The sequence below is a fragment of the Pseudomonas sp. FP597 genome, from assembly GCF_030687435.1.
In the GTDB taxonomy this organism is placed as follows: Bacteria; Pseudomonadota; Gammaproteobacteria; order Pseudomonadales; family Pseudomonadaceae; genus Aquipseudomonas; species Aquipseudomonas lactucae.
In genome coordinates this window covers 4,998,549-5,021,337 of record NZ_CP117432.1, presented here as the reverse complement: position 1 = coordinate 5,021,337, position 22,789 = coordinate 4,998,549, and the positions used below count along the sequence as shown (strand labels likewise).

Annotated in this window: 25 protein-coding genes; 10 read left to right on the top strand and 15 right to left on the bottom strand. The window is 59.4% G+C overall.

Annotated features, from left to right (window positions below; translation table 11 throughout):
- Position 1: 1 nt before the first annotated feature.
- A complete protein-coding gene (locus PSH66_RS22975) occupies positions 2–1,177 on the bottom strand; it encodes an aminotransferase class V-fold PLP-dependent enzyme (protein WP_305427701.1) in 1,176 nt (391 codons plus the stop codon).
- A 14-nt stretch (positions 1,178–1,191) separates the two neighbouring features.
- Positions 1,192–1,428, bottom strand: coding sequence for a DUF3820 family protein (locus PSH66_RS22970; protein ID WP_008056784.1), 237 nt, complete (start codon positions 1,426–1,428; stop codon positions 1,192–1,194).
- A 231-nt stretch (positions 1,429–1,659) separates the two neighbouring features.
- Between PSH66_RS22970 and PSH66_RS22965 the strand changes: the two genes are divergently transcribed.
- Positions 1,660–2,127 (top strand): PA2169 family four-helix-bundle protein, encoded by a 468-nt coding sequence (locus PSH66_RS22965; RefSeq protein WP_003175720.1) that lies wholly within the window; start codon positions 1,660–1,662, stop codon positions 2,125–2,127.
- A gap of 88 nt (positions 2,128–2,215) precedes the next feature.
- Here the strand turns inward: PSH66_RS22965 and PSH66_RS22960 are convergent, their stop codons facing one another.
- A complete protein-coding gene (locus tag PSH66_RS22960) occupies positions 2,216–2,686 on the bottom strand; it encodes a MaoC family dehydratase (RefSeq protein ID WP_003175719.1) in 471 nt (156 codons plus the stop codon).
- A gap of 57 nt (positions 2,687–2,743) precedes the next feature.
- Positions 2,744–3,688 (bottom strand): alpha/beta hydrolase, encoded by a 945-nt coding sequence (locus PSH66_RS22955; protein ID WP_305427700.1) that lies wholly within the window; start codon positions 3,686–3,688, stop codon positions 2,744–2,746.
- Positions 3,689–3,907: 219 nt separating this feature from the next.
- Between PSH66_RS22955 and fadD2 the strand changes: the two genes are divergently transcribed.
- Positions 3,908–5,596, top strand: coding sequence for a long-chain-fatty-acid--CoA ligase FadD2 (fadD2, locus tag PSH66_RS22950; RefSeq protein WP_003175717.1), 1,689 nt, complete (start codon positions 3,908–3,910; stop codon positions 5,594–5,596).
- A 383-nt stretch (positions 5,597–5,979) separates the two neighbouring features.
- Positions 5,980–7,671: a long-chain-fatty-acid--CoA ligase FadD1 gene (gene fadD1, locus PSH66_RS22945; RefSeq protein ID WP_141063313.1), complete on the top strand. Its 1,692-nt coding sequence runs from the start codon at positions 5,980–5,982 to the stop codon at positions 7,669–7,671.
- A 74-nt stretch (positions 7,672–7,745) separates the two neighbouring features.
- On the opposite strand, the gene PSH66_RS22940 is transcribed toward fadD1, so the two are convergent.
- Positions 7,746–8,123, bottom strand: coding sequence for a hypothetical protein (locus PSH66_RS22940; protein WP_003175715.1), 378 nt, complete (start codon positions 8,121–8,123; stop codon positions 7,746–7,748).
- 200 nt (positions 8,124–8,323) lie between these two features.
- On the opposite strand from PSH66_RS22940, the gene PSH66_RS22935 reads away from it, so the two are divergent.
- The 3 genes from PSH66_RS22935 (at position 8,324) to def (ending at position 10,178) form a co-directional block, all read left to right on the top strand.
- Entirely contained in the window at positions 8,324–8,509 is a 186-nt protein-coding gene (locus PSH66_RS22935) for a CsbD family protein (RefSeq protein WP_003175714.1), read from the top strand.
- A 181-nt stretch (positions 8,510–8,690) separates the two neighbouring features.
- Positions 8,691–9,635, top strand: a complete 945-nt coding sequence (locus PSH66_RS22930) for a YihY/virulence factor BrkB family protein (protein WP_003175713.1) — start codon at positions 8,691–8,693, stop codon at positions 9,633–9,635.
- A gap of 3 nt (positions 9,636–9,638) precedes the next feature.
- Positions 9,639–10,178 (top strand): peptide deformylase, encoded by a 540-nt coding sequence (gene def, locus PSH66_RS22925; protein ID WP_003175712.1) that lies wholly within the window; start codon positions 9,639–9,641, stop codon positions 10,176–10,178.
- On the opposite strand, the gene PSH66_RS22920 is transcribed toward def, so the two are convergent.
- Both PSH66_RS22920 and gstA read right to left on the bottom strand, forming a co-directional pair.
- Entirely contained in the window at positions 10,132–10,626 is a 495-nt protein-coding gene (locus PSH66_RS22920; protein ID WP_305427699.1) for a GNAT family N-acetyltransferase, read from the bottom strand. The two genes, def and PSH66_RS22920, sit on opposite strands and share 47 nt — an antisense overlap.
- 233 nt (positions 10,627–10,859) lie before the next feature.
- Positions 10,860–11,462 carry a glutathione transferase GstA gene (gstA, locus tag PSH66_RS22915; RefSeq protein WP_003175710.1) on the bottom strand — a complete coding sequence of 201 codons (603 nt, stop codon included), beginning with the start codon at positions 11,460–11,462 and terminating at the stop codon, positions 10,860–10,862.
- 96 nt (positions 11,463–11,558) lie between these two features.
- On the opposite strand from gstA, the gene PSH66_RS22910 reads away from it, so the two are divergent.
- Positions 11,559–12,428 (top strand): LysR family transcriptional regulator, encoded by an 870-nt coding sequence (locus PSH66_RS22910; RefSeq protein ID WP_141063311.1) that lies wholly within the window; start codon positions 11,559–11,561, stop codon positions 12,426–12,428.
- A 225-nt stretch (positions 12,429–12,653) separates the two neighbouring features.
- Here the strand turns inward: PSH66_RS22910 and PSH66_RS22905 are convergent, their stop codons facing one another.
- The 5 genes from PSH66_RS22905 to PSH66_RS22885 form a co-directional block, all read right to left on the bottom strand.
- On the bottom strand, positions 12,654–13,151 hold the full coding sequence (locus PSH66_RS22905) for a hypothetical protein (RefSeq protein WP_078825832.1): 498 nt from the start codon (positions 13,149–13,151) through the stop codon (positions 12,654–12,656).
- A gap of 133 nt (positions 13,152–13,284) precedes the next feature.
- Positions 13,285–14,694 (bottom strand): MFS transporter, encoded by a 1,410-nt coding sequence (locus PSH66_RS22900; RefSeq protein WP_305427698.1) that lies wholly within the window; start codon positions 14,692–14,694, stop codon positions 13,285–13,287.
- 15 nt (positions 14,695–14,709) lie between these two features.
- On the bottom strand, positions 14,710–15,345 hold the full coding sequence (locus PSH66_RS22895) for a glutathione S-transferase family protein (RefSeq protein WP_141063309.1): 636 nt from the start codon (positions 15,343–15,345) through the stop codon (positions 14,710–14,712).
- Between the two features lie 184 nt (positions 15,346–15,529).
- Positions 15,530–15,769, bottom strand: coding sequence for a DUF6124 family protein (locus PSH66_RS22890; RefSeq protein WP_003175704.1), 240 nt, complete (start codon positions 15,767–15,769; stop codon positions 15,530–15,532).
- Positions 15,770–16,097: 328 nt separating this feature from the next.
- Positions 16,098–17,129, bottom strand: coding sequence for a LacI family DNA-binding transcriptional regulator (locus tag PSH66_RS22885; protein WP_305429643.1), 1,032 nt, complete (start codon positions 17,127–17,129; stop codon positions 16,098–16,100).
- Positions 17,130–17,341: 212 nt separating this feature from the next.
- Here PSH66_RS22885 and PSH66_RS22880 point away from each other — a divergent pair, with 212 nt between their 5' ends.
- Together PSH66_RS22880 and PSH66_RS22875 are read left to right on the top strand one after the other, a co-directional pair.
- The gene (locus tag PSH66_RS22880) at positions 17,342–17,875 is read left to right on the top strand and encodes a gluconokinase (RefSeq protein WP_003175702.1); all 534 of its coding nucleotides are present in this window, start codon (positions 17,342–17,344) and stop codon (positions 17,873–17,875) included.
- 83 nt (positions 17,876–17,958) lie between these two features.
- The gene (locus PSH66_RS22875; RefSeq protein WP_003175701.1) at positions 17,959–19,311 is read left to right on the top strand and encodes a GntP family permease; all 1,353 of its coding nucleotides are present in this window, start codon (positions 17,959–17,961) and stop codon (positions 19,309–19,311) included.
- 75 nt (positions 19,312–19,386) lie between these two features.
- Here the strand turns inward: PSH66_RS22875 and alaC are convergent, their stop codons facing one another.
- Positions 19,387–20,604: an alanine transaminase gene (gene alaC / locus PSH66_RS22870; protein ID WP_003175700.1), complete on the bottom strand. Its 1,218-nt coding sequence runs from the start codon at positions 20,602–20,604 to the stop codon at positions 19,387–19,389.
- A 195-nt stretch (positions 20,605–20,799) separates the two neighbouring features.
- On the opposite strand from alaC, the gene PSH66_RS22865 reads away from it, so the two are divergent.
- Positions 20,800–21,282 carry a GyrI-like domain-containing protein gene (locus tag PSH66_RS22865; protein ID WP_141063308.1) on the top strand — a complete coding sequence of 161 codons (483 nt, stop codon included), beginning with the start codon at positions 20,800–20,802 and terminating at the stop codon, positions 21,280–21,282.
- 44 nt (positions 21,283–21,326) lie between these two features.
- Here the strand turns inward: PSH66_RS22865 and PSH66_RS22860 are convergent, their stop codons facing one another.
- Together PSH66_RS22860 and PSH66_RS22855 are read right to left on the bottom strand one after the other, a co-directional pair.
- On the bottom strand, positions 21,327–22,535 hold the full coding sequence (locus tag PSH66_RS22860) for a type II toxin-antitoxin system HipA family toxin (RefSeq protein ID WP_141063307.1): 1,209 nt from the start codon (positions 22,533–22,535) through the stop codon (positions 21,327–21,329).
- The gene (locus tag PSH66_RS22855; RefSeq protein ID WP_003175697.1) at positions 22,528–22,782 is read right to left on the bottom strand and encodes a helix-turn-helix domain-containing protein; all 255 of its coding nucleotides are present in this window, start codon (positions 22,780–22,782) and stop codon (positions 22,528–22,530) included. The genes PSH66_RS22860 and PSH66_RS22855 overlap by 8 nt, the downstream gene beginning before the upstream one ends.
- Positions 22,783–22,789: the final 7 nt, after the last annotated feature.

Below are 22,789 nucleotides of genomic sequence, written 5' to 3'. Positions count from 1 at the left end.
TTCAGTGTGTGTTCAACTGGGTAATGGCGGCGACCAGCAGATTCATGTCCGCCGCAGACGTCACCAACCCCGGCGTCACCCGAATGCAGGTACCAAACGCCGCCCCCGTGCGCGTGGTGGCAAACAGGTCGTATTCCTTGAGCAACCGATCCACCATGACTTGCTGATCGCGCCCAGTGAACTTGAACGCGGTAAGCGCGCAGTACAACCGCGGATCATCCGACGTCAGCACTTCAATCCCTTCCAGTGGCCGCACCTGCCTCACCCACAAATCCCGCAGGTAATTGACCCGCGCGCCTTTGGCCGCCGCGCCACCCAATGCCCGGTGTTCTTCAAACACCAGCGGCAGGGTCATCAGCGCCGGAAAGTTCGGCGTGCTGTAGGACGTACGTGCGCGTACATCGGTGGCGGGGTAGTGGAACTCGCCCATGTCCGGGTCGATGTCCTTCAGGCGTTCGGGGGCGATATAAAGAAAGCCCAGCGTCAGCGGCGCGCCAATCCATTTGTGCAGGTTGAAGCCCGCGAACTGGATACCCAGCTCCGCCAGGTTGAACTCGAGTTGGCCCAGGGCATGGGCGCCGTCGAGGATCACGTCGATGCCATGCTCCCGCGCGGCCTCGGCAATCGCCGCAACGGGCATTACCAGGCCGGTGCGGTGGGTGACATGGGTCAGCGCCATGAGCTTTAAGCGTGGATGTTGTATGAACGTATCGCGATAGGTCTGTACCAGGCTGTCGAAACTGGCCGGATGCGTGTGGGAAATCTCGATTATGTCCACGCCGCGAACACCGGCCAGCCAGCGCATGGCGCCCTTGACCGTGTCGTATTCCAGGTCGCTGATCAGCACCTGATCACCCGGTTGCAGGCGGTTGTAGTTGCGGATCAGCGATTGCAAGGCTTCGGTGGCGTTGCGGGTGAAAGCGAGCGCCTGCGGCTCGACGTCGATCAAGGCGGCCAGTTGGCGGCGGATCTCGTCGTTTTCGCCTCGCTCAAAGCGCTGGCGCACATGCACCGCGTTACTGCGGTTGATAAACGCCACGTGTTCCACGTATTGCGCCTGCACCGCACGGCTCATGCGGCCGAAGTAGCCGTTTTCCAGGTTGATCGGGCCTGGTTCCAAGTCATAGCGCCGAGCGATGGCCTGCCAGTGATGTTCGTTATCTGCGTTCCTTGGCATGGTGGGGCTCTTGGTCAATGGCGTGGGGCGGGTTTGCCGTGTTTCGCGCGCAGCGGTTCGAGTAATTCGGACAGGCCGTTGTGGTCGATTTCCTGCATCAATGCCAGTAAACCGCCCAGTTCACCGTGGGGGAAACCTTCACGAGCAAACCAGTTCAAGTAGGGGCCCGGCAAGTCGGCGATGATCCGGCCCTTGTACTTGCCGAAGGGCATTTGACGAGTGATCAGCAGTTCGAGTTTTTCGGGGTTCATAGGGCATCCGCTGCGTCAGTCGAGACCTTGGAAAATACAGGCATTCTGCATGAAGGCCAAATGACAGATCATGCAAATAACGAGCATACAGATGGTTCAATAATTCGTAACTTGTTGATTTTAAATGTTTAAATTGTTTTTAAAAACCTGGCACGAGCGCTGCAATTACTAAGGCAAGCTGAAACAAAGCTTCTTTAAGTGACCTCTTCAACCTGCCAAAGGAATTGAAAAATGACTGACATCAACAAAGAATCGATCTCCGTGCTCAATGACCTGATCGAAACCAGCATCGACGGTCAAAAAGGTTTCAAGGAGTGTGCCGAAGACATCAAGCACCCAGAGCTCAAGGCCCTGTTTGCCAAGCGTTCCGCTGACTGCGCGACGGCCGCCGCCGAGCTGAAAACCGCCGTGCGTGCGCTGGGTGGTGATCCGGAAGATTCCGGCAGCGTAGCCGGTGCATTGCACCGTGGCTGGGTCGACGTGAAGTCGATGGTCACCGGTAAGGATGAAGAGGCTGTGCTCAACGAAGCCGAGCGTGGTGAAGACCATGCACTCAAGGCCTACCGTGAAGCGATCGAGAAGATCAACAAGCACAACCTGCTGGGCATTCGTGACCTGGTTGAGCGTCAGTACCACGGCGTACAGCGTAACCACGACCAGGTAAAAGCCCTGCGTAACCAGGCTCGCGCTCAGTCGTAAGCCTACGCGCTAAATGCTGTAAAAAATCTGCTGTAAAAAATGTGGGAGGGGCTTGCCCCCTCCCACATTTTTTTGTGTCGACCTTGAATCAGCCGATGCTGATTGGCGGCAGCTCGGTCAGGGTCACGACCTGCTGTTTGCGCGGCGCGAGGATCTCGGCTTCGCCATCCACCACCAGCTCATCGCGCTGGTTGAACACCCGCGTGGCGATGCGTACACGAAACTTCGGCAGCTTCTCGAGGATTTCCAGGCGCACGGTCAGGGTGTCGCCGATCTTGACCGGTTTCTGGAAGCTCATCTGCTGGCCGATATAGATAGTGCCCGGCCCAGGCAGCTCACAGGCTACGGCTGCGCTGATCAGGGCGCCGCTGAACATGCCATGGGCGATACGCTCCTTGAACATGGTCGCCTTGGCGTATTCAGCATCCAGGTGCACCGGGTTGTGGTCGCCGGACATGGCGGCGAACAGCTGGATATCGCGCTCTTCGACGGTCTTGCTGTAGCTGGCGGTCTGGCCGACTTCGAGGGCTTCGTACGGGGTGTTGGTTACCTGGGTCATCTAAAGGTGCATCCTGTGGCTAATCGGTAATTTAACTGGCTGATATTAAAGGTAAATTTATTCGCAGCGGGCCGGCCTGCGCAAGGTCAGGGCCTGGTCGAGCCACGTCAGCACATCCGCGGTGACTTCATCGCGGTTGGTTTCGTTGAACACTTCGTGACGCGCCTGCGGGTAGATATTCAGTTGCAGGTGCTGACACCCGGCCTCACGCAACGCGTTGGCCAGACTGGTGAGACGTTTGCCCTCGCTCACCGGATCACATTCGCCGCCCATGACCAGAATCGGCAGGCCCGGATCGATCTGCGCGAGGTTGGACGCTTTGCTGATCTGCTGCAAGCCGCCGAGCAAGTCGACCCACAGCTGGTTGGTGCAGCGGAAACCGCACAGCGGGTCATTGATGTATTTGTCCACTTCCGCCGGGTCGCGGCTGAGCCAGTCGAACGCCGTACGGTTGGGCTTGAACGCTTTGTTGAATGAGCCGAACGACAGGTAATCGATCAGCGCGCTGCGGCCGCGTAGCCCCTGGCGCAAACGTTCGGCGCGGGCGATCACGCGTGCGGCGCGGTACAGCGCCACCGGCTGGAAATTCGAACCACTGACAATCGCCCCATGCAGGCTGGCGCTGTGGTGCAGCAGGTAGGCCTGGGCGATGTAGCTGCCCATGCTGTGCCCCAACAGAATGATCGGCAGCCCTGGGTGCTGCTGGCCAACGTGCTGATTGAGGCTGGCCAGGTCGCCCACCACTTTGTTCCAGCCATCCTTTTCGGCGTATAACCCCAGCGTGCCTTCGTCGGCGGTGCGGCCGTGGCCGCGCTGGTCCAGCGCATAGACAGCGTAGCCGGCGGCACACAGGGCATCGGCCAGCCGCGCATAACGGCCGCTGTGCTCTGCCATGCCGTGGGACAGCATCAGCACGGCCCTGGCCGGACCCTCCGGCATCCAGTGGTTGACGTACAGGCGGCTGTGGTCGTTCGCGGTCAGCCAGTGGGTGCTGTGGTTCATGGCGGTTCCTTGTTTCAAGGTCTGCTCGGTCTCGTAGCAGTGTATAGCGCATCCGCCGAAACGCGGGGTATCTGCCTACGCATCAGCAGCTAGATTCATACAATCAATGACAGGCCCGGCTGTATTTGCCTGTTTGGCCATAGCTGCTAACGTCCCCAAAGCTCCGCTTTTTATAAGTTATAAGCGGCCAGACACATTCAGGTACCGAGGACAAGAATAATGCAACCTGATTTCTGGAATGACAAACGCGCGGCGGGCGTCCCCAATGCCATCGACCTCTCGGCCTACAAGTCGGTGATCGAAGTGTTCGAGCGCTCCTGCAAGACCTTCGCCGACCGTCCGGCCTTCAGCAACATGGGTGTCACCCTCACGTACGCCGAGCTTGAGCGCCAGAGTGCGGCGTTCGCCGGTTACCTGCAGCAGCACACTGACCTCAAGCCCGGCGAGCGCATCGCGGTGCAGATGCCCAACGTGCTGCATTACCCGATCGCCGTATTCGGCGCCCTGCGCGCCGGACTGATCGTGGTCAACACCAACCCGCTGTACACACCGCGCGAGATGCGCCACCAATTCAAGGATGCCGGCGTGCGGGCGCTGGTCTACCTCAACCTGTTCGGTTCACGTGTGCAGGAGGTGTGCGCCGACACCGAGATCGACTACCTGATCGAAGCCAAGATGGGCGACTTTCTGCCAGCCGCCAAAGGCTGGCTGGTCAACACCGTGGTCGACAAGGTGAAGAAGATGGTCCCGGCCTATCACCTGCCACGCGCGGTGTCGTTCAAGCGTGCGCTGCGCATGGGAACGGGCCTGGGTATAACGCGCCATCCCGTGAGCCTGGATGACATCGCGGTGCTGCAATACACCGGCGGCACCACCGGCCTGGCCAAGGGCGCGATGCTCACCCATGGCAACCTGGTGGCGAACATGCAGCAGGTACGCGCCTGCATGTCGCAGACCGGCGAGGACGGCCACCCGCTGATCAAGGAAGGGCAGGAGGTGATGATCGCGCCGCTGCCGCTGTACCACATCTATGCGTTCACGGCCAATTGCATGTGCATGATGGTGTCCGGAAACCACAACGTGCTCATCACCAACCCACGGGACATCGGCGGGTTTATCAAGGAGCTGAAAAAGTGGCGCTTTACCGGGCTGTTGGGGCTCAACACGCTGTTTGTGGCGTTGATGGACCACCCTGACTTCAAGAGCCTGGATTTCTCCCACCTCAAACTTACCAACTCCGGCGGCACCGCGCTGATCAAGGCCACGGCCGAGCGTTGGGAGCAACTGACCGGCTGTGCGATTGGCGAGGGCTATGGCCTGACGGAAACCTCACCGGTCGCCAGCACTAACCCTTATGGCAACAAATCGCGCTTGGGCACCGTGGGCATTCCGGTGCCGGCGACGGCGATGAAGGTGATTGATGACGCTGGTGTGGAGCTGCCCTTGGGCGAGCGCGGCGAACTGTGCATCAAGGGCCCGCAGGTCATGAAAGGTTACTGGCAGCAACCGGCCGCCACCGCCGAGGCCCTGGACGCCGAAGGTTGGCTCAAGACCGGCGACATTGCGGTGATCGACGACGATGGCTTTGTGCGCATTGTCGATCGCAAGAAAGACCTGATCATCGTCTCGGGTTTCAACGTGTACCCCAATGAAATCGAAGACGTGGTGATGGCTCATCCGGGCGTGGCCAACTGCGCCGTGATCGGCGTGCCGGACGAGCGTACCGGGGAGGCGGTGAAGCTGTTTGTGGTGGCGCGTGCCGAAGGCGTGAGCCTCGAGGAGTTGAAGAGCTACTGCAAGGCCAACTTCACGGGGTACAAGGTGCCCAAGCAGATTGTGCTGCGCGATTCGTTGCCGATGACGCCGGTAGGCAAGATTTTGCGCAGAGAGCTGCGCGACATCGCCTGAATTGAAAGAGGGTCAAAGTGTGGGAGGGGGCTTGCTCCCGATTGCTGAGTGTCAGCCACTGCTTCCAGTGACTGACCCACCGCCATCGGGGCAAGGCCCCTCCTACATTTGTTTTATGTTGTGCTGTAAGCCTTATTCCAGAGCCCCTCGCTGTGGGATTTTAGCTTTGTTTGAAGTGTGACCAAATATTGTAGGACAGTCATGATAGTGACTGTAGGGCCCTCGTTTGGCTCTAGTCGGCCCTTGGCAAAGCTGCTACTCTCGGCGCGCTTTGTGACGTCTCGGCCTGCTTGAAAGCGCCAGATTCACCTTAAAAAAACATACACCAATAATAATCGCATCAAATGCGATGATGAATTCGCGTCGCTGAGGAGTGGGCTTCCATGCACGAAGACTTTTGGAAGGATAAGTACCCCGCCGGGATTGCTGCAGACATCAATCCAGACGAGTATCCAAATATTCAGGCGGTACTGAAGCAGTCCTGCCAGCGCTTCGCCAACAAACCGGCTTTCAGCAACCTGGGCAAGACAATCACCTACGGTGAGTTGTACGAATTGTCCGGCGCCTTCGCCGCGTACCTGCAACAGCACACCGACTTGAAGCCCGGCGATCGAATCGCCGTGCAACTGCCCAACGTTCTGCAATACCCGGTCGCCGTGTTCGGTGCCATCCGTGCCGGCCTGATCGTGGTCAACACCAACCCGCTGTACACCGCGCGGGAAATGGAACATCAATTCAACGACTCCGGCGCCAAGGCGCTGGTTTGCCTGGCCAATATGGCCCACCTGGCGGAAAAGGTCGTACCCAAGACGTCCGTCAAGCACGTGATCGTCACCGAAGTCGCCGACCTGCTGCCGCCGCTCAAGCGCCTGCTGATCAACAGCGTCATCAAGTATGTGAAGAAAATGGTCCCGGCGTATCACTTGCCGCAGGCGATCAAGTTCAACGACGTGCTCGCCAAGGGCCATGGCCAACCGGTCAACGATGCCGGCCCCGCCAGCGGCGATGTGGCGGTGTTGCAATACACGGGCGGCACCACCGGCGTGGCCAAGGGCGCGATGCTCACCCACCGCAACCTCGTCGCCAACATGCTGCAATGCAAGGCGCTGATGGGCTCCAACCTCAATGAAGGCTGCGAAATCCTGATCACACCGCTGCCGCTGTACCACATCTACGCGTTCACCTTTCATTGCATGGCGATGATGCTGATCGGCAACCACAACATCCTGATCAGCAACCCGCGCGACCTGCCGGCGATGGTCAAGGAACTGTCCAAGTGGAAGTTCAGCGGCTTTGTCGGCCTCAACACTTTGTTTGTGGCGCTGTGCAACAACGAAGCCTTCCGCAAGCTGGACTTCTCCGCCCTAAAGGTCACCCTGTCCGGCGGCATGGCCCTGCAACTGGCGGCCGCCGAACGCTGGAAAGCCGTGACCGGCTGTGGCATCTGCGAAGGTTACGGCATGACCGAAACCAGTCCGGTGGCCACGGTGAACCCGATCCAGCATATCCAGCTCGGCACCATCGGCATTCCGGTGCCTTCGACCCTGTGCAAGGTCATCACCGATGACGGCGTCGAGCTGGCCCTGGGTGAAGTCGGCGAGCTGTGCGTCAAGGGCCCGCAGGTGATGAAGGGCTACTGGCAGCGCCAGGACGCCACCGACGAGATGCTCGACAGCGAAGGGTGGCTGAAAACCGGGGATATCGCGATCATTCAGCCGGACGGCTATATGCGCATTGTCGACCGCAAGAAGGACATGATCCTGGTCTCGGGCTTCAACGTGTATCCCAATGAGCTGGAAGACGTACTGGCGACCCTGCCGGGCGTACTGCAATGCGCGGCCATCGGCGTGCCGGACGAAAAATCCGGGGAGCACATCAAGATTTTCATCGTGGTCAAGCCGGGGGCCACCCTGACCAAGGACCAGGTGATGGAGCATATGCGCGCCAACGTCACCGGCTACAAGGTGCCCAAGGCCGTGGAGTTCCGCGATGCCCTGCCGACGACCAACGTGGGCAAGATCCTGCGGCGTGAGTTGCGCGATGAAGAACTGAAGAAACTCGGTCTTAAAAAGTAACGCAATACAAATGTGGGAGGGGCGGTGCGACGATTCGTTGCACCACCCCTCCCACATTTTTTTGTCCTGTGTTTTTACAGGGCAAACTGCGCGAAGTTCACACCCGCACCCGCCGGGCGCACATCTTTCAAGAACGAATCCTTGTCCGCGCTCAGCTCCAGAGTAATCTCCGGCTTGCGCTTGCCGGCATTACGCACCACCAAGCCTTCGAGCTTCTCCCGCAGGAACGCCGTCGGCACCTTCAGGTGCAGCAACTGGTCGGACTCGGCGTTGTGCATCAACAGGTGAATCCACTCGTACTGGCCCACGGCAATCCGCGCCAGCGGCAGGTCGAACCACCAGATGTTGCGTTTGCGGTCCAGGTCGGTGAAGTGGCAGTTGTTGACGCCGAGTACGGCACCGCCCAGTTCCTGGTTTCTGCGGGCGATGGCCTGTGCTTTATTGAGTTTCATAACCTTCCTACGGGATCTGTTATTCAGCGGTATGGCCTGAATGTGCCGGGCATTCTCGTGGGTTGGCTGCAAAACATAAAGCCAAACCTGTTCCTTTCGATGAAATGCCTGCTGAAAATAATTGAAACTCTGCCGAACGGCCTCAGGTCAACTTCTACGTAGTGACCAAAAACCATTTGATTGTTATCAGGAGTCATACCATGGGCAGCACCTCCGATAAGGTAAAAGGCATGGCGAACGAAGCCGTCGGTAACATCAAGCAAGGTGTCGGCAAAGCCACCGATAACGACAAGTTGCGTGCTGAAGGCGTGATCCAGGAGAAAAAAGGCGAGGCTCAGCAAGCCATCGGCAAAACCAAGGACGCGGTCAAAAAAGCCACCGAATAAGTCGCTTCGGCGGGCTCATCCCAGCCGCCCGACGGCCATCCACGGATGGCCGTTTTTGTATCTGGCTGTGCAACTAAACTTTCGAAATTGTTTCAAAGTCGCCAAATGGGCTACTTTGATGTAGAAAACGGCCCCTGAGTCGCCCACGATCTCACCCTCTCTGCGGCGAAAAGGAGACGCTATGATCTTTCCGGTTCTCGATGGTCTCAAGCTGCACAAGGTGCTGGCGCGCACCGTCAAGGAATTCGTCGACGACGAGATGTCCACCTACGCCTCGGCGCTGGCCTACCAGATGCTGTTTTCGCTGTTTCCCTTCCTGCTGTTCCTGATTGCCCTGATCGGTTTCCTGCATTTGCCGGACTTTTTCAGCTGGCTGCGCCTGCAGTCGGAACTGGTGTTACCGCCCCAGGCCCTGGAGCAGGTCAACCCGGTGATCGACCAGTTGCAGCAATCCAAGGGCGGCCTGCTGTCGGTGGGTATCGTGATCGCGCTGTGGACCGCTTCCGCCGGCGTGCGCCTGATGATGAGCGCGATGAACGCCGCCTACGACGTGGTGGAAGGCCGGCCGATCTGGAAGCGCTTCCCGCTGTCGATTTTCTACACCGTCGGCATCGCCGGCATGCTGCTGGCCGCCGCCGCGCTGATGGTGCTCGGCCCGCAGGTGATGGAATGGCTGGCCGGGCAGATCGGCATGCAGGAATTCGTGGTCACCCTCTGGACCATCGTGCGCTGGCCGCTGATCGTGATTCTGCTGATGTTCGCCGTGGCCCTGATGTACTACGTAATGCCGGATGTCGAGCAGGAATTTCGCTTTATCACCCCAGGCTCGGTGCTCGCGGTGGTGGTGTGGATCGTCGCCTCGCTGGGCTTTGGCTATTACGTCAAGACCTTCGCCGACTACAACGCCATGTATGGCAGTATCGGTGCGATCATCGTGCTGCTGCTGTACTTCTACATTTCTGCCGCGGTGCTGTTGCTGGGGGCGGAGATGAATGCCGTGATCGAACACATGTCGGCCGAAGGCAAGGCGCCAGGCGCGAAGGATTTCGATGAGCCCGCGCAGGAAAAACAGCATGTCTCCGGCCTCGGCCGTGACCACTCCAAGCCCCTCCCTGATGAAGTCTGATCAATGATCCGTGAAATCCTGAAAATGGGCGATGAACGCCTGCTGCGTATCGCCCCTCCGGTTCCGCCGGAAATGTTCGACAGCCCTGAGCTGTGGCAATTGATCGACGACATGTTCCAGACCATGGAGCACGTGGGCGGTGTCGGCCTGGCCGCGCCGCAGATCGGCGTCGACCTGCAACTGGTGATCTTTGGTTTCGAAGCCAGTGAGCGCTATCCGGATGCGCCACCGGTGCCGCAGACCATCCTGATCAACCCGTTGATCACACCGCTCAGCCCGGTGTTGGAAGAGGGCTATGAAGGCTGCCTTTCGGTGCCTGGCCTGCGCGGCGCGGTGAACCGTTACCAGCAGATTCGCTACGAGGGTTTTGACCCAAAGGGCGAGCCCATCGTACGTTTCGCCGATGGCTTCCATGCGCGGGTGGTGCAGCACGAATGCGACCACCTGATCGGTCGGTTGTACCCGTCGCGGATTACCGATTTCAGCAAGTTCGGGTTTATCGACGTGATGTTTCCGGACATGGATCCGACGGCTGACGAGTAACTTGAACACGGCCCTCACGTAGGGGGGTGTGCTTGTTATTCGGTTCCAAACCCATCGCAATCATCGGCTTGTTGCGCTTATAGCGCACCAGCCGTTCGCTCAGCGACTGCGGCAGCACGGTGTCCTGGGAGAACCCCATGCGCTGATACAACCCTTCCAGGTCCGGATGGCACAGCAGCCACACCGTCCCTCCGCAGGAGGCCACTGCGTGAGCAATCAACCGCGCCGCCAACCCCCGGCCGCGATAATCCGGCGCCACAAACACCCCCGTCAGCCACTGCCCACCCACCACCGGCGTCAGGCACAACCCGGCGACAATCTCGCCATCGCGCGCCACCCACAAACGCCCGCCCTTGAGCGCCTTCATCGATGAATTGTGGCTGCGATAAAACTTGTTCAGCAGCGGCCACAGGGGTTCTGCCAGCAGATCGATGGGTAACTCGGGCATGGTGTTCAGGCAGGCGTTATGAAGGACCAGGGATTATAAGCGCCTTCTGCCGGGCAATAGGTGGTATACCCAATGCTGCATCCCTTCACAGTGGAGTACGCAGCATGGCCAAAGGTATGGATTCAAAGAAAGCCGCGAAGAAAAAACCGGCAAAGACTGCCGATGAAAAACGCGCCGACAAAAAAACCAAGAAGTCCGAGAGCGGGTTGTTCGGGCACTGATCACTGTCGAACTCAGGGATTTTCGGCGGCCAGCGCAGCAATCACCGTTGGCCGCTCATTCACTCGCTGTTGAAACGCCGCCAGCGCCGGCCAGTCGCGCAGATCGATCGCGTGAATGTCTGCCCAGCGCAGCACCACGAACAAATACGCATCCGCTACCGAAAACCGTGAGCCCATCAAGTAGTCTTGTTGTTCCAGCGTCTGTACCAGAATCGCAAAGCGCTTGAATAACGTGGTCGTGAACATCGCCTTGATGTCACCTTGGATGGCGCTGTTGAAAAAGACCGCCAACCCGCCATGCACTTCGCTGGCAATAAAATTCAACCATTCCTGCAAACGCACGCGCTCCCAACTGCCATTGACCGGAGCAAGATGAGCGTCGGGTTTCAGGTCGGCCAGGTATTGCAGGATGGCGCTGGCTTCGGTCAGTACCTGGCCATTATCCAGTTGCAGCGCCGCCACATAACCCTTGGGATTAATTTGCAGGAAATCTTCGCCATTGGCCGTGGTTTTTGCCTGGTTGTCGACCCGTATCAGGTCAAAGGGCAGCGCCAACTCCCGCAGCACGATATGCGGGGCAAGAGAGCAGGCATTTGGGGAAAAATACAGTTTCATCAGGGGCAGCTCCTTAGGATTTGCGCCAGTCTTGCGGGCATGCCACCGTGGGTAAAATTAATTCTTCAGCGCCCAGCCATAAGGACAGCGACTGCCATGATGAACCTGATGCACTGGCGCCTTTTGGTGGCCGTGGCCGACCACGGCAGTATCACCGCCGCCGCCGAGCGCGTGGGCATGACCCAATCCGCCGCCAGCCAGGCCATGGCCGGCATGGAGGCGGCCTTGGGGGCGCAACTGTTTACCCGAGCTCCGCGCAACACTTTGCCTACCGCTCTGGGGCTGAGTGTGATCGAACAGGCTCGGGTGATGCTGAACGCCTTGCAGACGATCCGCAGCACGGTGGATCAAGCCCGGCCCATGCTGCGTGGGAGTCTTCGCATCGCCAGTTTTCCCAAGGTTCTGGCTAAGTTTCTGACGCCGCAGTTGCAGCGTTTCGCGCAGCTGTATCCGGGTATCGAAGTCACTTCTCTTGAGGTGACCGACAACGAAGTGAACACCTTGCTTGATGCCGGCCTGATTGATCTGGGCGTAGTGCTCAACCCCGCGCCTGAGCGCAACGCCTCATTTCTAGGGCGTGACCTTTGGCTGGCTGTGTTGCCCACGAACCATCCACTGGCACAGCGCCCGGCGGGTGCCAGCGTGTCGTTGGAAGAACTGTTTCAACAACCCTTTGTGCTCGCCACCGGAGGTTGCACCGCCAATGCCCGCAGCCTTGGCGCCGAGGCCGGTCTGGCGCTGCGCGATATCCGCGTGCAAGTGCGCGAATGGAGCAGCGCGTTCAGCCTGGTGCGTGAAGGTGTGGGGGTGACCTTGGTCCCGGAAATGACCTTGCCTATCCAGCGCCTGGGCTTGCGCGTGATGCCGTTGACGGTGCCGGTGCAGCGAGAATTTGCACTGGTGGCAACACCACAACGCTCGCCATCCTCCAGTGCCCGTGCCTTGTTGCAAATGCTGGCTGAATAGCCGCCTTGCGTAGCGCAACCCCCTGTCGCCGCTTTGGTAACCTGATCAAGGTGGGAGCTGGCTTGCTTACGAGACACACAGGTATCTATACGTCTTCCGGTGAGCGAAAAATCTATGACAGATGGGCCGCTCACCACAGGAGGATTTTCAGCTTTTAAAATTGTGTAGAGACTCATGGCTATCGCTGCAGGCAAGCCACCTTCCACATTGAGTCAGCGGTGCGGCTCAGATCGCCGCCAGGGTCTCTTTCACCGCCTGTGCCTGCGGGTCGACCGTCTTCGCCGCTACCTGCTGCTCTTGCTGCTGCTTGAGCCGCTCGGCCACTTGCTTGGAAATAGCATCCTGTTTTTCCTGCGACATATTCTGCACATCCGCCTCGGTCAAGCCCTGCTCCTTGAGCAACTGCTCACGAATCCGCTCGGCCGGGGATTTGCTCATGTAGTCGGTGAACTCGGCGCGTGCGCCCGAGGCGGAACTGGTCGCCGGCACATCGCTGGTTGATGCGCTGGTCTGTAACTGCACACGGGTCTTGGCGAAGGCTTCGTCGATACGGTCGGTCGCCTTGTCCAATTCCTTCTGCACGGCCGGCACGGTCACGCTTTGTTGCACTGCTTGCAGGGCTCCGCTGTACAGCGCACTGGCGGCGGCGTTGGCGGGGTCCATGTCGGGCCGCTTGATCTGTTGCACCGTCGACACGGCTTGGGTGTTGTTGTTAACCAGCATGATCGGTCACCTGGGGAAATGTACGGTGTAACTGCTGGAGCAAATAGCGTGCCGGGCGCAAAACTCCCGTATCTGTTGGGAGGGGAGTGGCCGTCGCGGCAAGTATTGTCCCGCAGGCGGCCAAGCCTTGCCGTCAATGAGCAATATTTTCCAACGCCAGGTTACGCGTACGCGGCCCGAACCAACTGATGGTGATCATCACGATCAGCATGCTGCTGGCGATGAACGCCAACACGCCTGGCGTACCCAGGTGTTCGAGGATAAAACCGATCAACAGGCTGCTGAACACCGTCGACAAGCGGCTGAACGAGTAACAGAACCCCACCGCCCGCGCGCGGATATTGGTGGGGAACAGTTCGCTTTGGTACGAGTGATAACTGAAGCTCAGCCAGGCATTGCAGAAGGTGATCATCACCCCACACACCACCAGACCTACCGCCGTGGTTTGCAGGGCGAAGAGGCTGCCGAAGATCACCGCGCCCATGGCCGAACCGACGATCTGCCACTTGTTCTCAAAGCGGTTGGCCACCTTCACGAACAATAACGGCCCCAACGGGTAGGCGAGGGTGATGATGAAGGCATAGAGCAAACTGTGGGTCACGCTCACGCCCTGACCCGACAGCAGCGCCGGCAGCCAATTGCCGAAGCCGAAGAAGCCGATGGCCTGGAATACATGGAACACGATCAGCATCAGCGCGCGGCGCCGGTACGGGGGCTGCCAGATATCGGCGAAACGGCCGCTGCCCTGCACGCTGACGGCCTCCGGTTCGGGTTTATCCAGCGGTTTGCCATGATCCTTTTGGCAGCGTGTTTCCAGGCTGTCCATGATCGCCCCGGCTTCTTCAAAGCGGCCTTTTTGCGCCAACCAGCGCGGTGATTCCGGCAAGCGCTTGCGCAGTTGCCAGATAAACAGCGCAAACACCGCACTGCTCAGCACCACCCAGCGCCAGCCGGAAACCCCGAACGGCGCCTGGGGCACCAGCCACCATGACATCAACGCCACTGCCGGCACCGACAGGAACTGGATGAAAAACGCAAAGGCAAACGCCGAACTGCGCATGCGCTTGGGCACCAGTTCCGAGAGGTAGGCGTCAATGGTCACCAGTTCGATGCCCAGGCCGATACCCACCAAAAAACGCATGCAGATAATGCCCAGGGCGGAGGTCTGGATGCCCATCAGCACCGTGGCGACCGTGTACCAGATCAGCGCAAAGGTGAAGATCGCCCGGCGCCCGAAGCGGTCGGCAATCGGGCTGAGCAGGCTCGCGCCGAGGAACAGGCCCAGAAAGGTCGCCGAGGCGAACGCCGCCTGGTCGGAGAAGCCGAACACGCCTTCGCTGCCGGTGTGGAAGATCCCGTCGCTGATCAGGCCGGGGCTGATATAGGCGGTCTGGAACAGGTCATACAGCTCGAAAAAACCACCGATCGACAACAGCGCCACCAGGCGCCAGACGGTGGCGACGGCGGGCAGACGATCGATGCGGGCGCTGATATGGGCGGCACGGATGGGGTCGATGCCGTCGGTGGCAGAGAGTGCGGGCATGGCGGGAACGCTCAGTCAGTTATGGCCGTCGAGGGCGAAGGTCTTGAAGCCTTGATGTTGGCTGAGGCGTTCGTAATAGGCTGCGATGGCGGGGTAGGGCGGATGCTCCATGGGGGTCATGCGCCAACGGTGCACCGAAAGGCCGATGAGGATGTCGGCCAGGGTGAATTCCTCGCCGGCTACGTAGGCATTGGTGCGAACAAGCTGTTGTTCCAGCAGGCCCATCTTGTCGTTCCAGGCATGTACACCTGCCTTGATGCGTTGCGGGTCCTGATAGTCGGGGTTGCGGCGCACCAGGGCATGGAACGCGTAACCCCACGACGGGTTGAGTTCGGTGGCCTGCCAGTCCATCCACTGCTCCACCCGCGCCCGTGGCGCGGGTTCGGCAGGCAGCAGGTCATAACGTTGGTACAGGCCGACGAGGTAGCGGCAGATGGTGTTGGATTCCCACAGCACGCCATGGTCGTCGATCAGCACCGGGATTTGCGCGTTGGGGTTCAGCGCGAGAAATTCGGGGGATTGGGTGGGTTTGAAGCCGATGCCCCAGTCGTCCTGGTGCGTGTAATCGATGCCCAGTTCGAGGCAGGTCCAGAGTACTTTGCGCACATTGATGGAGGAGGTGCGGCCGAGGATTTTCAGTGAGTGGCCCATGGTGGTTCCCTGGCATTTGGAAAATGATCAATCTAGCAGGGGATAGGCAGCTGCGCGATATCTCAAGTGGGCACGGTTGAACATATGGGAGGGGCTGTTCGACGATTCGACTTGCTCCCGATAGCGGTGCGGATTACCTATATCGGGAGCAAGCCCCCTCCCACATTTTGACCGAGTAAAGGTCTCAACAGCGCGGTGTATGTTGGTCCATGGCTTTGCCGACCAGCAAGACGGACAGCTCGCTCAGTTGATGAATGGCCAATGCAACATCACGCTGTTTACCACTGAGGTCATTGGACAGGTCAAGCAACAAGGTACTGACGGAACACACGGTTTCGTAGCTGTTGATCAGCAGGGTTTCGGTGGAGACATCGGGAATGACGGTGAAGAGGGTGGTTGGCGGCGTATCGATTTCTTTGATCATTAGAGCATCCTGATAGGAGCCTTCACCGTATCGCTACTAAACAATGGGTGGCAGCTGTACGCAGGTTAGTAGACCGGTGGACACTCAAAGCCGGCGCATCCGAAGATGCCCTACGCACAGCCGCCATAAAACAGAAAAGGCTCGTGCACTAAGAGTGACCAATAGTCGGGCTACTAAACCCGATCACCGAAAAATTCAGCGACCGACAAACCTTAAAGACCGCCACCCAGGCGCACAAGCCGGCGGATTCTGACGTATGCGTAGGCAGTGGAGCAAGGCGCTTACTGCAATGTCAGCCCGGTCCTACAGGCGTCCTACCTATTGAAGTTCAGGTGCTCTCCCGCACCTGCAACTCAAACCCCATGTCCACCACCGGCTTGGCGATCTTGTTGCCCGCCATGATCGTCAACAAGTGCTCCGCCGAACGCCGACCAATCGCCTCCCGTGGAGTACTGATGCTGCTCAGGCGCGGCACCATGAATGACGATGCGGGCAAGTCGTTGAAGCCCAGCACCGCCACGCGCTCGGGTACGTTAATGCCGTGGCGCGTCGCCTCCAGCAGCGCGCCCTGGGCCAGGTCGTCGTTGCCGAAGAAGATCGCGTCCACATCCGGATGCGCGGCCAGCAGTTGCAGGAACAGCTCACCGCCCAGGCCCACGGAAGAAGGGCGCGGCGTCAGCAATTCCAGCGCCGGGTCGTACTTGCCTGCCTGTTGCAGCGCCCGGCGGAACCCTTCGCCGCGCAGCAAGGTGCGTTGGTCCAGTTGTGCGCCGATATAGGCCAGGCGTTTGCGCCCACGGGACAGCAGATGCGCCGCCGCTGTTTCGCCTGCGGCCAATTGCGAGAAACCCACGCAGTTCACGCCCGCATTCGGGTCCAGGTCCATCATGTACACGCAGGGCACGTTGCTGGCCTCGACCATTCGTCGGGCGCTTTCGGTGCGATCGAAGCCCGTCAGCAGCAACCCCCGCGGCTGGTAAGCCATATAGTTGCGCAGCAGGTTTTCTTCTTCATCGCGCGAATAGTGGAAATTGCCGATCAGCACTTCGAAGCCCTTGGGGCGCAGCACTTGGTGAATGGCTTCGAGGGTTTCGATAAACAGCAGGTTAGACAACGACGGCACCAATACCACCACCGAATGGCTCTGGGCCGAGGCCAGGGCGCGGGCGGCGGGGTTGACCACGTAGTTGAGTTCGGCGGCGGCGTGCTGGACTTTTTCGACCAGCTCAACGGCCACGGTGCTGATGCCGCGCAAGGCGCGCGAAGCGGTAATCGGGCTGACGCCGGCCAGACGGGCGACTTCATTGAGGGTCGGGCGACCCGTGGTGCGCGTATTTTTATCGTTCTTGGAGGTCATCAGGCGGCTTGCCAAACAAAAATCGAGGCACTAAGGTAGCGCTGTCTCCAAATGGCTGCAAATTATTGAACTTTGGGTTGCCTGACTCGGTTCAAATGATTGGAGCGGATGCACGCGTCACTCCATAAAAATGACAAGACGGCGCGGGAAAAGCCTGTTTTTGCACTCGCCTTAGGGCATGCAAAGGTAGCGCTATCTGCGTCTTGAGGTGTTTCATGAGTCAACCTGTTACCGCCCTGGTCATCATGGGCGTCGCCGGCTGCGGCAAGACCAGTGTCAGCGAGGCCCTGTGCCGGCTGAACGGCGCCACTGCCATTGAAGGCGACAGCTTCCACCCCGCCGCCAATATCGAAAAGATGAGCGCAGGCCACCCCCTCAACGACGACGACCGCGCCGGCTGGCTGGACATCCTCTGCGATGAACTGCGCCGCTCTCTTGAAGCCGGTGAACATCCGGTGCTCACCTGCTCGGCCCTGAAGAAAAAATACCGCGACCATCTGCGTGAAGCCGCGCCGGGCCTGGGTTTCGTCTTTCTGGAACTGACCCGTGAAGTGGCCTCGGACCGTGTGTCCCATCGCCCCGGCCATTTCATGCCGGCAAGCCTCATAGACAGCCAGTTCGCCACCCTCGAATCGCCCAAGGGCGAGCCGCTGACCCTGGCCCTCAACGCCAGCGAAGACAGCGTCGAGGAACTGGCCAGGCAAACCAACGCCTGGTGGCTCAAGCACGGCTTTGAACCAACTCATTAATTTTTTGCCGGAAAAGATAGCGCTGTCCCCGGCAGGAAGTTCAACACCCGCTTTAATAACAACAACAAACAGGAGAGACCCCCATGTTTGGCATGTCCCACGAGTCGTACCTGCTGTTAGATGCAGTCGTCACCATCATTGGACTGATCGTTCTGATCACCAAGTTCAAGGTTCACCCTTTTATTGCGTTGATCATCGCGGCCGGCTTCCTGGGCCTGACCTCGGGCATGCCCGTGGACAAGATCATCAAGGCGTTCCAGGACGGTTTCGGCGGGGTGCTCGGCTTTGTCGGCATCATCCTCGCGCTGGGTACCATGCTCGGCAAGATGATGGCCGAGTCCGGCGGTGCCGATCAGATCGCCCAGACCCTGATCCGCGCCTTTGGCAAGGAGAAGGTGCAGTGGGCCATGATGTTTGCCGCGTTCCTGGTGGGCATCCCGCTGTTCTTCGAGATCGGTTTTGTACTGTTGATCCCGCTGGTGTTTATCGTTGCGCGCCGCACTGGCGTGTCGCTGATCAAGATCGGCATCCCGCTGCTCGCCGGCCTGTCGGCGGTGCACGGCCTGGTGCCGCCGCACCCGGGTCCGCTGCTGGCCATCGGCGTGTTTGGCGCGGACATCGGCAAGACCATCCTTTACGGCCTGATCGTCGCACTGCCGACCGCCATCATCGCCGGCCCGATCTTCGGTACGTTCATCGCCAAGTACATCCCCGGCAATCCGTCCCAGGAGCTGGTCGACCAACTGGCCCGCGAGACCGATAACAAGTCGCTGCCAAGCTTCGGCATCACTCTGGTCACCGTGCTGTTGCCGGTGTTCCTGATGCTGCTCAAAACCTTTGCCGACATCGCGTTCGCCGAAGGCAACGTGGTGCGCAACTGGATGGACATGATCGGTCACCCGATCACCGCCTTGCTGCTGGCGCTGTTGCTGTCGCTGTACACCTTCGGTACCCGTCAGGGCATCCACGCCAAGCAGATCCTCAAGCTGCTCGACGCCAGCCTGGCACCCACCGCCGCGATCATCCTGATCATTGGCGCCGGGGGCGGCTTCAAGCAGATGCTGGTGACCAGCGGCGTGGGCGACGTGATCGGCCATATGGCGGTGAACGCGCAGATCAACCCGATCTTGCTGGCATGGCTGGTGGCGGCGGTGATTCGTGTGGCCACCGGTTCAGCGACCGTGGCGACCATCACAGGCGCGGGCATTGTGGTGCCGGTGGTGGGAATGATCCCTGGGGTCAACCGCGAATTGCTGGTGCTGGCGACGGGGGCGGGTTCGTTGATCCTGTCTCACGTCAACGATGCGGGGTTCTGGCTGGTGAAACAGTACTTCAACATGACTGTGGCCGAGACCTTCAAGACCTGGACGGCGATGGAGACCATTCTGTCGATCGTGGCGTTGATCTTCATCATGCTGCTGTCGTTGGTGGTGTAAGCCACACCACCAGACAAATGTTGGAATGCAATCAAATGTGGGAGGGGGCTTGTCCCCTCCCACATTTTGACCGAGTTAGGCCCCAGTTTTTGGTGCCAACCCATCCGCCCTGAACATCCCGCGAATCCCCCGCACCGCCTGGCGAATCCGGTCCTGGTTTTCGATCAGCGCAAAGCGCACGTGATCATCCCCATACTCGCCGAAGCCGATGCCCGGCGAGACACACACCTTGGCTTCCAGCAGCAGCTTCTTGGCGAATTCCAGCGATCCCATGGCGGCATACGCCTCCGGGATCTTGGCCCATACGTACATCGACGCCTTCGGGTTCTCGACCATCCAGCCCAGTTCATGCAGGCCCTTGACCAGCACATTGCGGCGTTGGCGGTACTGCTCGGCGATGTCTTTCACGCACTGCTGGTCGCCTTCGAGCGCCGCAATCGCCGCCACCTGCAGCGGGGTGAAGGTGCCGTAGTCGTGGTAGCTCTTGATGCGGGCCAGGGCGTTGACCAGTTCCGGGTTGCCCACCATGAAACCGATGCGCCAGCCGGCCATGTTGTAGCTCTTGGACAGGGTGAAAAATTCCACCGCAATGTCCTTGGCGCCGGGCACCTGCATGATCGACGGGGCTTTCCAGCCGTCGTAGACGATATCGGCGTAGGCCAGGTCGTGGATCACCAGCACGTCGTACTGCTTGGCCAGCGCAATCACCCGCTCGAAGAAATCCAGCTCCACGCACTGCGCGGTGGGGTTGGACGGGAAGCCGAGGATCATCATTTTCGGCTTGGGGATCGAGCCACGAATCGCCCGCTCCAGCTCGGCGAAGAAGTCCACGCCCGGAACCAGCGGCACCGAACGCACCTGCGCGCCGGCGATCACCGCACCGTAGATGTGAATCGGGTAGCTCGGGTTGGGCACCAGCACGGTGTCGCCCTGGTCCAGGGTGGCCAGCATCAAGTGCGCCAGGCCTTCCTTGGAACCGATGGTGACGATGGCTTCGGTCTCGGGGTCGATGTCCACTTCGTAACGGTCTTTGTACCAGCGCGAAATCGCGCGGCGCAGCCGTGGGATACCTTTGGACGTGGAGTAGCCGTGGGTGTCTTCACGCTGGGCCACTTGCACAAGTTTTTCGACGATGTGCGGCGGCGTGGCGCCGTCGGGGTTACCCATGCTCAAGTCGATGATGTCTTCGCCGCGCCGACGCGCAGCCATCTTCAGCTCGGCAGTGATGTTGAATACATAAGGGGGGAGTCGATCGATGCGCGCAAAGCGGCGCGGCGAACCTTGGTCGGCCATTGTTGCCTCGAAGTACGTAAGCGCCCGGAACCGTCCGAGCGACGTCGGCCACTGCGGTGGCCTGCGGGGCAGACAATACGGTCGATGATGGCCAGTTGTCCAGATGCGTAGGAAAATTTTCTGCTTGGAGCAGCGTGTGCAAATGCCCCTATACTCGATCCGGGTTTGTTCCCTCATAAGAAGGAGACTGTTCGTATGGATCAGCAGACAAGACAACCGCTCGAGCCGCGCATGGAAGCAGGCAAGGCCTTGGTGATCGCCGGGGTAAAAGGTCGTTATTCGAAGGCCACCATCGGCGATATTCCACAGCTGTGGGAGTTGTTCGACCGTTGCAGCAAAGACATCAAAGAACGTGTCGGCGGTGTCACCTATGGGGTTTGCCATAACCCCCACCACGGCGAATTCGATTACATGGCCGGCGTGGAAGTCCCGGCCAAAAGTGCTGTGCCGAGCAACTTTGAAGTGATCGAAATTCCACCGCTCAACTATGCCGTGTTCGCGCATCACGGCCCGGTGCAGGCGTTGGAACAGACCTACGAGCGCATCATGTTCGAGTGGTTGCCGCACTCGGGCTACAAGGTGATGGGGGCGGATTTCGAGCGCTACAGTGCCGATTTTGATGCGCACAAAGGCACGGGAACGGTTGAGATCTGGTTGCCGGTGGGGGAGAGGGGCTGACTGCCCTCTTCAGGCGCTGGCTTGCCGGCGCCTGAAGAGGCGCGTCAGTCGCCAAAGCTGCGTTGGTAAACCTCAGCCGATTGCCGTATGGCTTTTGCCACTTCAGGCGCTGACCGGCAGTAGTCGTCTTCGCGCTTGAGCACGACTTCAAGCGTCTGGAGCAACGCCTGGATGCGGGTTTCAGGATTGTCGACTTCGCAGGTTTTGGCAAATTCGAGGATGCCAAGGCGCGAGGCGAATAGGGATTTATTTCCGCTCAGGTCCAACGCCAGTGCATCCTCGGGGATGTAGGCGGTGGTGTTTACAATGTCGTAGGCAGGCGCCAGTCGCGTATCCGATTGCACTGGATCGCTGTAGAGCACGCCGAAGTTTTTCAGATGTGCATCGCCATTGCCCACGATGCAGCTCAGCGCCACGCTATCGAACAATTGAGCGAGTGAGCTGCGTTGATGTGCCGGGGCGCAGAACACACGCACGGCCTTGGCAATGGCGGCGTAGCTCTTGCTGTATTTCTGCTCGGCAGACAGACCCATCAGGGCGGTCATGTCTTCAAAGCCCAACGGGTTGAGCTGCTCGTCTCGGTCAAAGCGCCGCATAATGAATAGTTTGTGGTTCTTCGACAGGTAAAACGGCGGCACCGGAAGACCTGCATCCCGGGCAATGGACATGCACAGGTATTCATTGATGGCCAACCCCGGAAACTCGTCGCGACCGCTCTTGATAATCAGGTCGTCTGTTTTCGAGGTGAATTTCTGCTCGGGTGTCTGTGGTTTTTCCGGCACCAGCACTTTGGGCTGCACACCAGAAATGCCTGCCCGCAAAATGTAGCGATCCACCAAGTCGGCGAACAAATCCTGCGCACCGTCCCAGGCGAGAATCTCGTCCAGGTTCTCGCCTGTGGTCGAGGGGCTGTTGCGTTGGAGTAATCCGTTCACTTGCTCAGAGGATACGAACACTCGGCCAATCGGCGCACTGCTGCCTGACAATGCCAGTAACAGCATCGGGTCGACCTTCATCGTTTTGGCGAGGCGATTGCGCAATTGCTCCAGAACGTAGCCTTCCGGCAGGTTCATCTGGAAGATGGGATGAAGGTCTCTGCGACGATACTCCTCCGTTCGAACAGGCATAGACAGGCTTACTGCGCTTTGTGCCTTTGCTGAGTCGCTGTATCGAAACAGGTAGTCGTCAGCGCTGAGCAACACACTACCGCTGTCTCCTTGAGGGGTACGCACACGGAGCGTTGGGCTATTCATCGAACAAATCCTCTAACTCCTCCAGCGTCGGCAGAGTCACGGGTACCAATTTGACCTCGCTGCCCAAGGCCGCCATCACACGGGCGTAAGCATTCATGGAAACCGAGGGGCTTCCTTGTTCAATTTCAATCAGTTTCTGCCGGGTAATGCCCGCAAGCTTCGCCAGGTCCGCCTGTTTATAGCCGCGGTTGAGGCGCATGGCGCGGATTTGATGGCCGAGTCGTTGGGTAATAACGGAGGTATCCATGTTACGT

Bases quoted from the DNA above. Each gene is read 5' to 3' on its own strand.
- PSH66_RS22975 (WP_305427701.1), bottom strand. From the start codon at position 1,177: ATGCCAAGGAACGCAGATAACGAACATCACTGGCAGGCCATCGCTCGG.
- PSH66_RS22970 (WP_008056784.1), bottom strand. From the start codon at position 1,428: ATGAACCCCGAAAAACTCGAACTGCTGATCACTCGTCAAATGCCCTTC.
- PSH66_RS22965 (WP_003175720.1), top strand. From the start codon at position 1,660: ATGACTGACATCAACAAAGAATCGATCTCCGTGCTCAATGACCTGATC.
- PSH66_RS22960 (WP_003175719.1), bottom strand. From the start codon at position 2,686: ATGACCCAGGTAACCAACACCCCGTACGAAGCCCTCGAAGTCGGCCAG.
- PSH66_RS22955 (WP_305427700.1), bottom strand. From the start codon at position 3,688: ATGAACCACAGCACCCACTGGCTGACCGCGAACGACCACAGCCGCCTG.
- fadD2 (WP_003175717.1), top strand. From the start codon at position 3,908: ATGCAACCTGATTTCTGGAATGACAAACGCGCGGCGGGCGTCCCCAAT.
- fadD1 (WP_141063313.1), top strand. From the start codon at position 5,980: ATGCACGAAGACTTTTGGAAGGATAAGTACCCCGCCGGGATTGCTGCA.
- PSH66_RS22940 (WP_003175715.1), bottom strand. From the start codon at position 8,123: ATGAAACTCAATAAAGCACAGGCCATCGCCCGCAGAAACCAGGAACTG.
- PSH66_RS22935 (WP_003175714.1), top strand. From the start codon at position 8,324: ATGGGCAGCACCTCCGATAAGGTAAAAGGCATGGCGAACGAAGCCGTC.
- PSH66_RS22930 (WP_003175713.1), top strand. From the start codon at position 8,691: ATGATCTTTCCGGTTCTCGATGGTCTCAAGCTGCACAAGGTGCTGGCG.
- def (WP_003175712.1), top strand. From the start codon at position 9,639: ATGATCCGTGAAATCCTGAAAATGGGCGATGAACGCCTGCTGCGTATC.
- PSH66_RS22920 (WP_305427699.1), bottom strand. From the start codon at position 10,626: ATGCCCGAGTTACCCATCGATCTGCTGGCAGAACCCCTGTGGCCGCTG.
- gstA (WP_003175710.1), bottom strand. From the start codon at position 11,462: ATGAAACTGTATTTTTCCCCAAATGCCTGCTCTCTTGCCCCGCATATC.
- PSH66_RS22910 (WP_141063311.1), top strand. From the start codon at position 11,559: ATGATGAACCTGATGCACTGGCGCCTTTTGGTGGCCGTGGCCGACCAC.
- PSH66_RS22905 (WP_078825832.1), bottom strand. From the start codon at position 13,151: ATGCTGGTTAACAACAACACCCAAGCCGTGTCGACGGTGCAACAGATC.
- PSH66_RS22900 (WP_305427698.1), bottom strand. From the start codon at position 14,694: ATGCCCGCACTCTCTGCCACCGACGGCATCGACCCCATCCGTGCCGCC.
- PSH66_RS22895 (WP_141063309.1), bottom strand. From the start codon at position 15,345: ATGGGCCACTCACTGAAAATCCTCGGCCGCACCTCCTCCATCAATGTG.
- PSH66_RS22890 (WP_003175704.1), bottom strand. From the start codon at position 15,769: ATGATCAAAGAAATCGATACGCCGCCAACCACCCTCTTCACCGTCATT.
- PSH66_RS22880 (WP_003175702.1), top strand. From the start codon at position 17,342: ATGAGTCAACCTGTTACCGCCCTGGTCATCATGGGCGTCGCCGGCTGC.
- PSH66_RS22875 (WP_003175701.1), top strand. From the start codon at position 17,959: ATGTTTGGCATGTCCCACGAGTCGTACCTGCTGTTAGATGCAGTCGTC.
- alaC (WP_003175700.1), bottom strand. From the start codon at position 20,604: ATGGCCGACCAAGGTTCGCCGCGCCGCTTTGCGCGCATCGATCGACTC.
- PSH66_RS22865 (WP_141063308.1), top strand. From the start codon at position 20,800: ATGGATCAGCAGACAAGACAACCGCTCGAGCCGCGCATGGAAGCAGGC.
- PSH66_RS22860 (WP_141063307.1), bottom strand. From the start codon at position 22,535: ATGAATAGCCCAACGCTCCGTGTGCGTACCCCTCAAGGAGACAGCGGT.
- PSH66_RS22855 (WP_003175697.1), bottom strand. From the start codon at position 22,782: ATGGATACCTCCGTTATTACCCAACGACTCGGCCATCAAATCCGCGCC.